This window comes from uncultured Eudoraea sp., assembly GCF_947258525.1.
GTDB lineage: Bacteria > Bacteroidota > Bacteroidia > Flavobacteriales > Flavobacteriaceae > Eudoraea.
Window position 1 is genome coordinate 13,515 of sequence record NZ_CAMYIP010000065.1, and the last position, 13,758, is coordinate 27,272.

General features: G+C 37.0%; 13 protein-coding genes. 8 read left to right on the top strand and 5 right to left on the bottom strand.

Features of this window, described 5'->3' with window-relative positions; all coding sequences use genetic code 11:
- The first annotated feature begins 180 nt into the window (after positions 1-180).
- The 5 genes from Q0X89_RS05140 (at position 181) to Q0X89_RS05160 (ending at position 5,515) form a co-directional block, all read left to right on the top strand.
- The gene (locus Q0X89_RS05140; protein ID WP_297691798.1) at positions 181-777 is read left to right on the top strand and encodes a ribonuclease HII; all 597 of its coding nucleotides are present in this window, start codon (positions 181-183) and stop codon (positions 775-777) included.
- Between the two features lie 131 nt (positions 778-908).
- On the top strand, positions 909-2,054 hold the full coding sequence (locus Q0X89_RS05145; RefSeq protein WP_297691800.1) for a hypothetical protein: 1,146 nt from the start codon (positions 909-911) through the stop codon (positions 2,052-2,054).
- A 31-nt stretch (positions 2,055-2,085) separates the two neighbouring features.
- The gene (locus Q0X89_RS05150; protein ID WP_297691802.1) at positions 2,086-3,270 is read left to right on the top strand and encodes a PQQ-binding-like beta-propeller repeat protein; all 1,185 of its coding nucleotides are present in this window, start codon (positions 2,086-2,088) and stop codon (positions 3,268-3,270) included.
- A 205-nt stretch (positions 3,271-3,475) separates the two neighbouring features.
- On the top strand, positions 3,476-4,822 hold the full coding sequence (locus Q0X89_RS05155; protein ID WP_297691804.1) for an OmpA family protein: 1,347 nt from the start codon (positions 3,476-3,478) through the stop codon (positions 4,820-4,822).
- 3 nt (positions 4,823-4,825) lie between these two features.
- Positions 4,826-5,515, top strand: coding sequence for a hypothetical protein (locus tag Q0X89_RS05160; RefSeq protein ID WP_297691807.1), 690 nt, complete (start codon positions 4,826-4,828; stop codon positions 5,513-5,515).
- Positions 5,516-5,539: 24 nt separating this feature from the next.
- Here Q0X89_RS05160 and lipB read toward each other — a convergent pair whose 3' ends face one another.
- The 3 genes from lipB to Q0X89_RS05175 form a co-directional block, all read right to left on the bottom strand.
- Positions 5,540-6,256, bottom strand: a complete 717-nt coding sequence (gene lipB, locus Q0X89_RS05165) for a lipoyl(octanoyl) transferase LipB (protein ID WP_297691809.1) — start codon at positions 6,254-6,256, stop codon at positions 5,540-5,542.
- Positions 6,257-6,276: 20 nt separating this feature from the next.
- A complete protein-coding gene (locus Q0X89_RS05170) occupies positions 6,277-6,432 on the bottom strand; it encodes a YqaE/Pmp3 family membrane protein (protein WP_297691811.1) in 156 nt (51 codons plus the stop codon).
- Between the two features lie 164 nt (positions 6,433-6,596).
- Entirely contained in the window at positions 6,597-7,511 is a 915-nt protein-coding gene (locus tag Q0X89_RS05175; RefSeq protein ID WP_297691813.1) for a hypothetical protein, read from the bottom strand.
- A gap of 276 nt (positions 7,512-7,787) precedes the next feature.
- Here Q0X89_RS05175 and lysS point away from each other — a divergent pair, with 276 nt between their 5' ends.
- The 3 genes from lysS to Q0X89_RS05190 all read left to right on the top strand — a co-directional run bounded on the left by lysS (position 7,788) and on the right by Q0X89_RS05190 (position 12,548).
- Positions 7,788-9,479 carry a lysine--tRNA ligase gene (lysS, locus tag Q0X89_RS05180; RefSeq protein WP_297691815.1) on the top strand — a complete coding sequence of 564 codons (1,692 nt, stop codon included), beginning with the start codon at positions 7,788-7,790 and terminating at the stop codon, positions 9,477-9,479.
- Positions 9,480-9,614: 135 nt separating this feature from the next.
- Positions 9,615-11,021, top strand: coding sequence for a PKD domain-containing protein (locus Q0X89_RS05185; protein ID WP_297691817.1), 1,407 nt, complete (start codon positions 9,615-9,617; stop codon positions 11,019-11,021).
- A 93-nt stretch (positions 11,022-11,114) separates the two neighbouring features.
- On the top strand, positions 11,115-12,548 hold the full coding sequence (locus Q0X89_RS05190) for a DASS family sodium-coupled anion symporter (RefSeq protein ID WP_297691819.1): 1,434 nt from the start codon (positions 11,115-11,117) through the stop codon (positions 12,546-12,548).
- 55 nt (positions 12,549-12,603) lie between these two features.
- Here the strand turns inward: Q0X89_RS05190 and Q0X89_RS05195 are convergent, their stop codons facing one another.
- Together Q0X89_RS05195 and Q0X89_RS05200 are read right to left on the bottom strand one after the other, a co-directional pair.
- Positions 12,604-13,026: a hypothetical protein gene (locus tag Q0X89_RS05195; RefSeq protein WP_297691821.1), complete on the bottom strand. Its 423-nt coding sequence runs from the start codon at positions 13,024-13,026 to the stop codon at positions 12,604-12,606.
- Between the two features lie 362 nt (positions 13,027-13,388).
- Positions 13,389-13,758: hypothetical protein (locus tag Q0X89_RS05200; protein WP_297691823.1), on the bottom strand; the 370-nt coding region annotated here is incomplete at its 5' end.

Consider the following 13,758-nt stretch of genomic DNA (forward strand, 5'->3'; position numbering starts at 1 on the left):
TTAATTGTTAACTACACAAGTAATATGTAGGTTGGCGGTGCTTTTTTGTTAAAATATTGCCAATTATTATGGAATTCTAATTATAAGGCAAGTATAGTTGAATTATGTTTAATTTTTTAAGTTAATAAAGTAATATATTCATACTTTTTCTGATTTTTGAATCCTAAATGGGGATTGCAAATGTTAAAATACTATAGAGAGAATGAATTTGAAGCTGGAACAGATGAAGCCGGAAGGGGTTGTCTGGCAGGACCGGTTACTGCCGCCGCAGTGATATTGCCACCTTCATTTACCGAAAAATCACTTAATGATTCCAAGAAATTATCTGTAGCTACAAGAAACAGGCTACGTCCTTTAATTGAACTTCAGGCTTTATCCTTTAGTGTAGCACATATCCAAACAGATGTCATTGATAACATTAATATTCTCAATGCTTCAATTCTTGCAATGCACAAGGCTATTAATACGCTGTCCACGATTCCCAACTTTATAATAGTAGATGGCAACAGGTTTAAACCAATTAATGAAATTCCTTATGAATGCATTATTAAAGGAGATACCAAATTTCAAAGTATTGCTGCGGCATCAATTTTGGCTAAAACCCATAGAGATGCCTATATGGAAAGAATACATGAAGAATTTCCTATGTACAATTGGAAACAGAACAAAGGCTATGGTACTCAAGAGCACAGGGAGGCAATTTTAAAATACGGAATTACCAAATATCACAGAAGGAGTTTTAAATTACTGCCAGATCAATTAAAGTTAAACCTATAATCTGGGTCTAGCAGATTTTCCTTATCAGTTAAATTCCCAATCTGCCATTTCATTTATAACATTACTAACTTCCCAGCTAATGGCATAGATAAGAGTAGATAAAGTTTTAAATTTGTCACAAAGCATTATACATGAGATTAAAATTAGTTTTCACCCTTGCTGTTTTTACTTTCCTTTCCTGCCAAAAACAAAAAGAATCCACAACACCGCTTCTAAACTTTATCCCCCAAAATGCTTCGGTCATCATTAAAATCAATAATCTGACTAAACTAAAAAGCGAACTCAAGAACAACAACTTTTTAAAGCATTTGGCTTCAACGACAAATTATGACCATATTCTGGGCAGGATTAAAGCATTGGAAAATATTCAAAGTGATACAAGCGGTATTTTTGCTTTTACAGAAATTGATTCTCTTAAGTCTGAATTTGTATATATTTCGGAAAAACCCCTGAGTTTTGTTAACCCTGACGAAGAAAAAAGTCCTGCCATTGAATCCGTCACTTTTGAAGGCAGAAGCTATAACAGATACGAAATAGGGCAAAGTACTTTTTTTAGCATTGAACTAAATCGGCAAATAATTCTGGGGTCATCACTTAAATTAATTGACGCCGTTATCGGTAACAGGAATAATTCTGAAATTGACCCTGTTCTTAATTCACTTATTGAAACTTCAAATATTGATAAGTCTGCCTCCATTTACCTAAATCTCGACCAGAGCAATTGGATGGATGATTATGTCCTTAAAAAAGATTCAACAATCCAATTTTCAGGTTTTGCAGATTGGGTCACCTTTGACATAGAGCCTTCTCAAGACTTCCTGCAATTGAATGGGATATCAGTCGCTAATGATTTAACCAAAAACTTTCTGAGCCTTTTTAAGAACACCAGGCCTTCTCCCGGCGATTTGAGTTTGAAAATGCCCGGGAAAACAGATGCATTTATTTCTTTTTCTTTTGATAATTATGACGTTTTCGCACAAAATCAGAAAGACTATTTAGAGGCCGCGTTTAAAAGAGACAGCGTATTCAATACCGTTGAAGAAATTGGCATTGTGTTTATAGAAAACCAAAAGGCTGTTATTTTGAGTACTTATGGTGCAGAAAACATTACCCGCTTTCTGGAGAATAAGAGCAGCAATAATGCCATCTATATGGGCCGAGAAACTTTTGAACTTACCAACAACAAATTTCTCTATGATTACTTTAATCCTCTGCTCAAAGACTTTAAAGCTAACTATTATACCATTTCAGACAATACCTTTATTTTTTCCGAGTAGCTCGATGTATTGCAGGGAATATAAAAAAGGTATGGAAGGCATCCTGAAAATGCATTGCACAAAGGAACTATTTGATGATTTTGACAAAACCCCGGCGTCTGATTATATTTTTGCCGGACAAATTGTTGCTGATGTAAATTTTTATCACACCAATATAATCATTCAAAAAAAGTATAAAGAGAAAGTAAGGAATACCATCTCTGCACTCTTCCGGGTAGAATTAGATAGTGATTTAGCAACAAATCCCCAATTTGTAAAAAATCACAGGACCAACAAAAAAGAAATTGTAGTACAGGACCAGGAAAACAATTTGTATTTAATTTCCACCAAAGGTAAAATACTTTGGAAAAAGCAGTTAAATGGAAAAATACAAGGCAAGATAAGTCAGGTAGACCTTTATAAAAATGGACGACTGCAACTAGCTTTCACTACAGGGAATGAATTCCTTATTTTAGACAGAAATGGCAAAGAAGTAGCGCCATTTACCATGAATTTTCCGGGCGGAAACTTAAATGAATTAGCCGTTTTTGATTATGAAGGCAAAAAGAATTACCGGTTTGTAGTTACCCAGGGATCAAAAGTATTTATGTATAATTCTAAAGGCAAAATTGTTAGAGGGTTTAAATATACCGAAACAGCCAGCCCGGTGCTAGCGGCCCCCAAACATATTAGAATTGGCAATAAAGACTATTTGATTTTTATGCTCGAAAATGGCGACCTTAAAATAATGAATCGTGTAGGGAAGCCCCGGGTTAAAGTAAATGAGAAAATAGAATTTTCCTCGAATAGTACTTATTTATATAAAAATAACTTTATCGTAACAGATAAAAAGGGGACGCTATACTCCATTGACACAAAAGGTAAAGTTTCGAAGACAAGATTCAACTATTCTGAAGATCATGGACTAGATGCCACAAGCAAAACCCTGGTTACTAATAATGAAAATATCCTGAGTATTAAAGGAAAGGATGTAACCCTGGATCTTGGTGTTTATACACATCCTCATATATTTTATGTTCATGATAAAATATATGTGAGTGTAACAGACATTCAAAGTCAAAAGGTCTATCTGTTTGACAGCAATGCGATACCGATAGAAAACTTTCCGGTATTTGGGTATTCAATGATAGACCTGGATGATATTGACAATGACCGAAAGATTGAATTTGTATGTAAGGACCAGGAAAATGCGCTTGTACTCTACAAAATAAACTAAGTATTGTCAAAAGACCATTTATACAATAAAGTACGCCGTGTATACAATCCTTACGGAAACTAAATCATTTTTACTTAATTTTCTTAACCAAAGTTCTAATAATTAGTCCTTTGTATATTTTTATTTAGGCAATAAGACTGGTTAAACTCCCGCTAATTTGCTTAAAATATCGTATTTTTAAAATGGATCAAAGACTACTTCAATCATGAGAACACAAATCAGGCAATTTAGTATTATTTCATTACTGTTTTTATTCCTGTTTGCAATTCCCGATGCCAGTGCTCAATTATTGAAAAAATTGGGCAAGGCGGCCGAAAGGGCCGCTGAGCGCACGGTTGAACGCAGAGTTGAAAAGGAAACTTCGGAAAAAACAGACGCTGTTTTAGATAGCATCTTAGAACCCGGATCTAAAGGGAAACAAGGCAATGCTCCAACCAATCAGGAAGGCATGCCAATTCCAATAGGACAAACTCCAAATGACGGTGAGGGTGAAATGAACAATCCAATTGCAACTACAACGGGAGAAAGCGGGCCTAAAACCATACAGGTCTATAGCAAGTTCGATTATGTCCCAGGAGACAAGCTTTTATTCTTTGACGATTTCTCAAATGACTTTGTAGGTGATTTCCCTTCCAAATGGAATACCAATGGAGGTGGTGAGTTAGTAACTTTTGATGATTCATCTGAAAAATGGATAGAACTGATATCCGGATATGGTGTATATTTTATTCCCGATGTGCCAAAATTACCTGAAGAGTATACTATAGAATTTGATGTGATGGCCATAGGTTTAGATAGAAAGACTTCTTCAACCGCCAAGTTAAGAGTAGACTTAAGCGATGATGACAAATTCAAAGAAGGCAACAATTTTGTGCAAGCACACCTTCCATTCTGTCAATATTCAGCCATTGGAATAACGATGGAAAATCGCATTAATGGTAAAAGGGAAATCTATAGTACGGTAAATGCCGACCTAAGGGAAGAGGTATTGAACAAACCACATATTTCTATAGCCGTTAACAAGCAACGATTTAGACTATGGGTGAACGAAGAAAAACATATTGACATTCCAAGGATTGTACCGCAGGGTGGGGTCTCGAATACGCTGAAATTTCATATGAACAATTTTAAAGATGGTAAAGAACGTTTGTTCATCACAAATCTAAAAGTGGCTGAAGGAGGTCTGGATTTGAGAAGAACATTAATTTCTGAGGGAAAAGTATCTACAAATGGTATCTTATTCGATTCCGGCTCAGCGAATTTACAACCTCAATCTATGGGGATCATACGCCAGATCTCTCAGGTATTACTCCAGGAAAAAGATATGAATCTGAATATTATTGGCCATACAGATTCTGATGGGGACGACACTGCCAACAGGAAATTATCTGAAGCCAGGTCCGAGGCGGTAAAAAATGCATTGGTCAATATATATAATATTGACTCAGCGAGGCTAACAACAGCTGGTAAAGGAGAATCTGAACCGGTTGGGGATAACGGAACAGTTGACGGAAAAGCACAAAACAGAAGAGTAGAATTTATAAAAATCTAAATAATGAAACTAAAACTTTTATTTATCGGAATGCTTTTTTTATTGGCCTTACCGGCAACAGGACAAAATTGCAGCAAATACTACCCTATGCAAGAGGGCACTACCTTAGAGTACACTTCCTATAATGGTAAGGGTAAGACACAGGGATCTGTCAGCTACACCGTTGCTAATGTAATTGAAGAAGGCAGTACCTCTTCTGCCACGATGGTTATGACATATATGGATGAGAAGGACAAAGAAGTATTTACTTCAGATTTTACTTATTCCTGCACGGGCAATACGGTAACAATAGACTATGAATCCTTAATGTCTAATCAAATGCTGGAGCAATTTAGTGATATGGAAATGGAAGTTTCCGGGACGGATATTGAGCTTCCCAATGACCTCGAAGTAGGACAGGAGCTGCCAGATGCCAATGTTATTATGAAAATGAGTATGAGCGGTATCAATATGAATTCTCAGGTAGATATGATTAACAGAAAGGTGGAAAAAAAGGAAACAGTTACTACACCTGCAGGTACTTTTGAATGCTACGTTATTTATAGTGAAAATCAGTCTAAAATGATGATGGCCAGTCAAAACTTTCCTTCCCGCCTATGGTTGGCTGAAGGTGTTGGCATGATCAAACAAGAGACCTTTAAAAAAAATGGGAATTTGATGAGCAGTATGGTACTTACCGGCCTTAGTCAATAGTTTTCCAAATATAAAAACCGGGGCTTAGACCCCGGTTTTTTCTTTAGTAATTTGTGCATGAAATAATTCTGCAAAATGTCTTAGCAGTTTTTGTTTTACCTCTCCCATGGGTACTTCTTTTTGACCCAATTCCACATTTAATGAAGTCACCGCCTTGCCCTTTATCCCACAGGGAATCATCAAATCAAAATAACCCAGATCGGCATTTACATTTAAAGCAAAGCCATGCATAGTAACCCAACGGCTGGCCCTTACACCCATGGCACAGATTTTTCGCGCAAAGGGCGTACCCACATCAAGCCATACCCCGGTTTCTCCTTCGGAGCGCTCCGCTTTTAGGCCATACTCAGCCAGTGTCAGGATTACCATTTCCTCCAGGAAACGCAAATATTTATGAATGTCGGTAAAGAAATTATCCAGGTCCAGGATAGGATAGCCCACGATCTGTCCGGGACCGTGATAGGTGATATCCCCTCCCCTGTTTATCTTATAGAATTTTGCGCCCCTTGCAGAAAGTTGTTTTTCATCTACCAACAGGTTAGAAATATCCCCACTCTTTCCTAACGTATAGACATGGGGGTGTTCAACAAACAGAAAGTGATTGGGCGTTGCCAGAAGTGTTTCCTCCTGCCTGTTTTTAATTTTAAGATCAACAGTTTGCTGAAACAGCATTTCCTGGTAGTCCCAGGTTTCTTTATAGTCCTTTAGGCCTAAATCCTGAATAGCAACTTTCTTATTCATCAATGGCAAAGATACAACCTTCAGCTGGGATTATTAAGGATCACAAGAGCCGCTATTACCCCGGGAACCCAGCCGCAAAAGGTCAAAAGCAGCACAATAAGAAAAGATCCACAACCTTTACCAAGGACTGATAAGGGTGGAAAAATAATGGCCAGCAAAACTCTCCAAAAGCTCATAGAATAGGTTTAATGATTGACGTAACTATTGGACGCAATTTATCACTGTTTGTTACAATCCTGGATTCATTAATTTGAAAATTTAATTGTACAAAACAGGCCCTGCGTTAACAGGGCCTTAAAAATTAGTGAATCAATAACAATTATATCATAGGACTATGAGATTACAAAGAATCTTTATCAGCTTCTGATAATTCACAGAGTCCTTCCAATGCATCTTCTATATCACCCGGTGTACTCATAATTTTCATAAAAGTACCCATTGTCAAATCTGGCCAATGTAACGCAATTCGGTATTTCCCGTGAAGCATAGTTGCGGTTTTGCCTTGCAGAATAATCTCATATGGCATAGCAGCAATATGGTCTTCTCCAATTATTGGCAAGAAATGAGCCTCACCTTCTTCCTGGTTTCTTAATCCAACACCAAAAACTGCGACTTTTTCACTCCTATAAAGAATTTTATATACTTCTACTGTTTCCCCTTTTTTTGCTTTAAGGTTGTTCTCAATTATTTTGAGTCCTTCTTCAAATGACGAAAATTCATTTAGTGTAACAGGATCCGTGAAATATGGCATCATTATCTTATAATGATATTTTTTCAATTTATCCGCTTCTATTCCACCACCAAAAGGAGTGAAGTCCTTACCAACGACTTCAAAAGTGGTTCTTAGATCATCACTGAAATTATCGAAAGTAGATTTATACTGGCCATAACTATCCCGCAAATACGCCCTAAAAAAATAATCCGGATTTGTATACGAGATGGTAATCTCACCATTTTTCTGAACTAAACCAACCTTGAATGCCGCTGCCAAAGCTCCTCTATCAGCAACTTTTACAACCGTATTCTTTATATCAGCCCTGGTAAAAACTATTACTTTTAGGGATTTCTTGTTTGATGGATTATAAGTTCCTAAAACAGTGAATGAATTTTCATTTAATGCCGCAAGTATGTCATCTGATACCTGCTGAATGTCCTCATTGGATTTCCCAATTTCAATGTATGGCGCAATTTCCTGACCACTTAAGTGTAAAGAGAAAGTTACCACTACCAAAATACTTAACACGAGTTTTTTCATATTTTAAAGACTTTTTTTAAACTGGATTTTATGTAATTACTATTTTTTATTCTTTAAGTGCCGGGAAGTCACAGAAATTTATCATAATTCCCGCATCAAAAGTTGACCTCTTGAAATTAATGAGCAAAGGAAGAGAAGATTTGACATGGAATCTATGATTTTTATCATGATTATGAATTTGATCATACGATGAGAACCAATTTCATAATAGATTGAATATATTGGATTGAAAGATTAGCTCATTGTACCTATATTTGCAGCTTTAACGACCAATTTATGCAACTGTCTGAGCAAGAAATCGTACGAAGAGAAAAACTGAACAAGCTTCGGGAAATGGGGATTAATCCTTATCCGGCTGCCTTGTTCCCTGTAGATACCACATCGGTAAATATTTCTACGAATTACAAAGAGGGTAAAAAGGTTACAATTGCCGGCAGGTTAATGTCAAGGAGGATTCAGGGAAAAGCTTCCTTCGCAGAATTGCAGGATAGCGAGGGACGCATACAGGTTTATTTTAACCGGGATGAAATTTGTCCGGGTGAGGATAAAGCTAAATACAATGAAGTATATAAAAAACTGCTCGATATTGGGGACATTATTGGAATAGAAGGCGAACTATTTACAACCCAGGTTGGTGAGAAAACTGTGATGGTTAAAGATTTTACGATCCTAAGTAAAGCCATCAGGCCTTTACCTCTTCCCAAAAAAGATGCAGAAGGCAATGTCTATGATGAATTTAACGATCCTGAACAACGCTATCGCCAGCGCTATGTAGATCTGGCCGTTAATCCTTCCGTCAGGGATACTTTTATCAAGCGCACAAAAATAACCAACAGTATCCGCGAGTTTTTAAATGAGAAAGGCTATCTGGAAGTAGAAACTCCTGTTTTACAGCCCATACCCGGCGGAGCGGCTGCCAGACCTTTTATTACACATCATAATGCACTGGATATCCCTCTGTACCTGAGAATTGCCAATGAGTTATATCTCAAGCGATTGATTGTAGGTGGTTTCGATGGTGTATATGAATTTTCAAAGGATTTCAGAAATGAGGGGATGGACCGCACCCATAATCCGGAATTCACCATTATGGAGCTCTATGTGGCCTACAAGGATTACAATTGGATGATGGATCTAACGGAACAGCTGCTCGAAAAGGTAGCCATAGATGCCAATGGCTCAACTAAAGTTACCATGGGTGAAAAAGAGATCGATTTTAAAGCGCCCTACCCACGCATTCCAATCCTGGAGGCTATTAAGGAGCATACGGGTTATGAAGTTTCAGGAATGAATGAAGAAGCTTTGAGGGATGTGGCCAGAAAACTGGAACTAGAAGTAGACGAAAGTATGGGGGTAGGTAAGCTCATTGATGAGATTTTTGGCGAAACATGTGAACACCACTACATACAACCTACTTTCATAATAGATTACCCAAAAGAAATGAGCCCTCTTACCAAGGAGCATAGATCTAACCCGGCCCTAACAGAGCGCTTTGAGCTTATGATTAACGGCAAGGAAATTGCGAATGCCTATTCGGAGCTCAACGATCCTATTGACCAGCGGGAACGATTTGAAGAACAGTTAAGACTGTCTGAAAAAGGGGATGATGAAGCTATGTTTATTGATCAGGATTTTATAAGAGCCCTTGAATACGGAATGCCGCCAACATCAGGCATTGGTATAGGTGTAGATCGCCTGGTTATGCTGCTGACAAATAATGCCTCTATTCAGGAAGTATTGTTCTTTCCTCAAATGCGACCTGAAAAAAAACCACTGGAATTGAGTGAAAATGAAAAAACGATTTTTAACATTTTAAAAACCCATAAATCCATGCCATTGGCCGAATTGAAGGAAACTGCCGGATTAAGCAATAAGGCATGGGATAAAGGTCTTAAGGGTCTTAACAAATTGGGGTTAACAAAAGTGGTAAAAGAGGAGGATACCCTACTTTGCCGGATAAATGAGTAAAAAATTGCTTCATTTTTTTTATTCTATTCATTATCAGTATTTTAAGGCCTGTGCATTTCATCGAATGAGTGTTAAAATTTGAAATAAAGAGGTAGGTATTTTCGTTTTATAAAATAGAATCCCAAATCTGTTTTTATGAAGAAAATCTACTTTCTGATCATTTTAGCAGCATTTTTGACTTCCTGTTCTAAGGATGATTCTCCTTCAGGGCCCGATAATCCTGATCCTAACTCAACTTTAGAGGCCTGTTTTGAAGTGAGTAAGGAGATCCTTTTGGTGGGCGAAAATCTGCAAATAAATAATTGCTCCGTGGGAGCAAGCTCGTACTCGTATAATCTTGGTAACGGAGAAACACGGACAGAAGAAAATCCTACTGTCGTTTACGGAAAGTCGGGAGATTATACCATAGCACTCACGGTTTCTAATGAAGCCATGGAGACAAATACATTTACCAGGCAAGTCCTGGTAAACGATGCTATTGTAGAAGACTTCTTTATTTTCCCCGAAGTTGCAGAAGGATTTAACGGAATTCCCCTGGAAACAGGTATAAATCCTGTAAATGGCTCAATCTATTCTATTGAACTTTTGGAAGACCTTGTAGGCACCGGAGGTAAAAAATTTTATTATAAGGAATTGGATGAAAATTATGAATCCACTGCAATTTATATAGCAGACAAACCTTATAATTCAAATAGTGCTTTTGTTAACTTCTACCCAAGCGGGAATATGAATTTTGTGTTCTCAAGAACGCTGGATGGCCTTTATGGTACCCAGGAAGTGACCTATAATAATGCGTGGAACTTTCTTAATGGAATTAATTCATCTTCCAAGCACAGTTATGGTTACCTGGCAGATGGGACCAACTTCCTTTACTTTGGTACAGAAGAAGATAGTGATATCTATAAAACGGCTGTGGAAACAAGGAATTCCTCCGGTGACGCATTTGAGGTAGTCCTCAATTCTTTCGGTGATGCAAATTCCATGATTGGGGATATGATTGAAGTAGAAAGCGGCTATATTGCTTTCGGAGCAGTTTTTAGTAAAAATCTTACTAATCCGAAAATAACAAATTATAAACCATTATTGATCTTTTTTGATTCCGGTCTTAATGTATCTGCTCATGCTATTTATGAGGATTCTGTATTGGACTCTAAAATCACCTCTTCCAACGACCTGAATGGAAGTTATCATCTGGAACAGCTTTCTAACGGAAATATCGCGATGTATGCCCATGGAGAATTAACAGTGGTGAATGCAAGTGGTACCAGGATTTCATCTTCTTATTTTGAAGGAACAGAGAATAATCAGGCTATGGTGTCTTTAGGAGATTCCTTTGTACTATCGAGTAATGAGAATTTAAGAAAATTTGATTCTAATGGAAGTCCGATTAAACAACTTAATTATCCCGGAAATTATCTGCCTGAAATTCTAAATATAAACGGTGACTTATTCTTTATAGCAGGGTTTGATAAGGAAGGAGAAATTAAATTGCTCTATGGATCAACTGATGCGGACCTGAATCCTATTAATTTAAACGAATAGTTTTTTACTGATAAATTAGAGGGGAGCAAGCTAGCTCCCTTTTATTTTTATAACTAAAGTAAAAGATATAGTTTAGGGCCTAAAATATTCCAAATGGGCCTTAACAAGAAACTCGGACTTATTGCCGGTCCGCTTCTTTTCTTCATTTTTACAAATTTACCAACCCTTATTCCCGAAAATGAAAATGCTAATGGTGTTATTGCCGTTGCCCTGTGGATGGTAATTTGGTGGATTACTGAAGCTGTTTCCATTTCCGTCACAGCTCTGCTACCGCTAGTGCTTTTCCCAGTTTTGAATATTATGCCAATAGCAGATGTAGGCGCAAACTATGGGAGCCCCATTATTTTTTTGTTTTTCGGTGGATTTGTATTGGCCCTGGCTCTGGAAAAGGTAAACCTGCATAAACGAATAGCACTCAATATCATTAAAATAACAGGCACCACCCCCAATAAGGTAGTCCTCGGTTTTATGATAGCAACCGCTTCTCTAAGTATGTGGATAAGTAATACAGCCAGCACAGTGGTAATGCTCCCCATAGCAATGTCTGTTATTGATTTACTTATTAATGACGAAGATGGCTATACTAAAAATGATCAAAATTTTGCCCTCAGTGTAATGCTTGGCATTGCCTTTTCTGCAAATGCCGGAGGTATTGCCACCGTTATTGGAACTCCGCCAAACTCTGTTATGATTGGTCTGCTGGAAAATGAATACAACATTGAGATCTCTTTTCTAAAATGGATGACCCTCGGTCTTCCTTTCTCCATAATACTCTTAATCATAGCCTATCTTGTTCTGGTAAAATGGATGTTTCCAAACGGACAACTGAAATTCAATGCATCCAGGGATGTAATAAATTCTGAATTAAAAAAATTAGGACCTATTTCGGGTAAAGAAAAAATGGTATTGGTCATTTTCGGGATTACCGTATTTCTATGGATATTCAGAACACTTATCAACAAAATATTCCCGGGATTAGGCCTTTCAGATACTATAATCAGTATGTTGGCTGCAGTTTCACTTTTTTCTGTGCCCTATAATATCCGAAAAGGAGATTTTATCATAAAGTGGAATGATACTCAAAAATTAGCCTGGGGTATTCTTATTCTATTTGGTGGTGGACTGGCACTTGCTAAGGGCATGTCTGTAAGCGGCATTGTAGCAATAGTCTCCAATGCTATCGCAACAAGTGAGATTACCATATTATTTACAGCTTCACTTCTTATACTTCTTATGCTATTTATGACAGAGTTAATGAGTAATGTAGCCCTTGTGGCGGTCCTGGCTCCTGTAGTAGCCGGTATTGCGATTGGTCTGGAGATACCAATAGTATATCTTTTGATCCCGGTGACCATTGCCAGCAGTTGTGCATTTATGTTGCCAATGGCTACCCCTCCAAATGCAATTGTTTTTGCCAGTGGCTATATTAAGGTTCACCAGATGGCAAAAGTTGGAATTATTTTGAATTTGATTTCCGTTCTATTGTTGATCCTGGTGTTCCAATATGTAATCCCGATGTTGTTTTAATAAAAAAGCCCCGATACAATGATCAGGGCTTGTTTATTGAATGTTATACCAATTACTATATAGAAATATTGTCTGTTTCTGATGTCCTTAAATAAGGATTAAAATCAGCAGGTAAATACGCCTCTGTATCCAACTCTAATTGAATGTCATCCATAGGATCAATGTAGCTCACATTTCGAAAATCCTTCGGGTTTGCATATACATTAAAATCTTTTGGTAAATTCTTTTCAGAATTAATATTTACAGCTACTTCTTCCACGTAAGAAATTGAATCCAGATTCATGTAATATGTGTATGGATCAAAATCTGCCGGAAGGTATTCTGATGTATTAAAACCAAGATCAAAATTTTCTTCTTCTATATATTCAATGCTGCTTAAATCAAATTGGTTTTCATCACAATTTGGTTCCTGAGCATTTAAGCCATTAATAGCTACTGCTATCATAAAGCTACTTACTATTGTTTTTAAATTTTTCATAACGCTATTAGGTTAAATATTTGTACAAAAATACAACACCAAAATGTCCCTATTATTGCTCTTCAGATAGTATTAACAATTGCCCAAATTCAGTTGAAAAACGATTTTATCAGTCTCTATAGACAAAACTTATGGACTTCTCATAAAAGCTAGACAAAATCTATCAAGATATGGGTATCTATACCTGGTTGTTAACAATTTGAGAATCCCATTTTTGAAGTTAAACTTTTGTTAATTAAACCTTTTTTTGGGTTACCAGCCGGAAAAAACGATTCTCCATTAAAAAAAGCCCTTGCAGAGCAAAGGCTTTCTGGCGACTAACCCAATAAACCGATAGAAATAAGATCTATTCTATCCCCTTATTATTTTGATAAAGGATCAGATCCAACTGGCAAATAATCCCCTGTGCTATAATCAAACTCTAAGTCATCCTCATCTTCTATATACTCCACAGAATCTAAATCAAAGTAGAATTCATATGGATTAAAATCTTCAGGTATATATTTTGATGTATCAAATCCCAGGTCAATAACTTCTTCTTCTATATAATTAATTCCTTCTAAACTTCCAGGATTCGCATATGCATTAAAACCTTCGGGTAAATAAGCTGTAGTATCAAATCCAAGCTCCTCTACTTCATCATCAATGAATTCTACAGAATGAATATCAAAATAGACATTGTATGGATCAAAACCTTCAGGTAAATAATCGGCTGTATCAAATCCTAAATCA

Coding starts and splice junctions, on each gene's coding strand:
- Q0X89_RS05175 (WP_297691813.1), bottom strand. CDS start 7,511: ATGAAAAAACTCGTGTTAAGTATTTTGGTAGTGGTAACTTTCTCTTTA.
- Q0X89_RS05140 (WP_297691798.1), top strand. CDS start 181: ATGTTAAAATACTATAGAGAGAATGAATTTGAAGCTGGAACAGATGAA.
- Q0X89_RS05145 (WP_297691800.1), top strand. CDS start 909: ATGAGATTAAAATTAGTTTTCACCCTTGCTGTTTTTACTTTCCTTTCC.
- Q0X89_RS05150 (WP_297691802.1), top strand. CDS start 2,086: ATGGAAGGCATCCTGAAAATGCATTGCACAAAGGAACTATTTGATGAT.
- Q0X89_RS05155 (WP_297691804.1), top strand. CDS start 3,476: ATGAGAACACAAATCAGGCAATTTAGTATTATTTCATTACTGTTTTTA.
- Q0X89_RS05190 (WP_297691819.1), top strand. CDS start 11,115: ATGGGCCTTAACAAGAAACTCGGACTTATTGCCGGTCCGCTTCTTTTC.
- Q0X89_RS05185 (WP_297691817.1), top strand. CDS start 9,615: ATGAAGAAAATCTACTTTCTGATCATTTTAGCAGCATTTTTGACTTCC.
- Q0X89_RS05160 (WP_297691807.1), top strand. CDS start 4,826: ATGAAACTAAAACTTTTATTTATCGGAATGCTTTTTTTATTGGCCTTA.
- Q0X89_RS05195 (WP_297691821.1), bottom strand. CDS start 13,026: ATGAAAAATTTAAAAACAATAGTAAGTAGCTTTATGATAGCAGTAGCT.
- lysS (WP_297691815.1), top strand. CDS start 7,788: ATGCAACTGTCTGAGCAAGAAATCGTACGAAGAGAAAAACTGAACAAG.
- Q0X89_RS05170 (WP_297691811.1), bottom strand. CDS start 6,432: ATGAGCTTTTGGAGAGTTTTGCTGGCCATTATTTTTCCACCCTTATCA.
- lipB (WP_297691809.1), bottom strand. CDS start 6,256: ATGAATAAGAAAGTTGCTATTCAGGATTTAGGCCTAAAGGACTATAAA.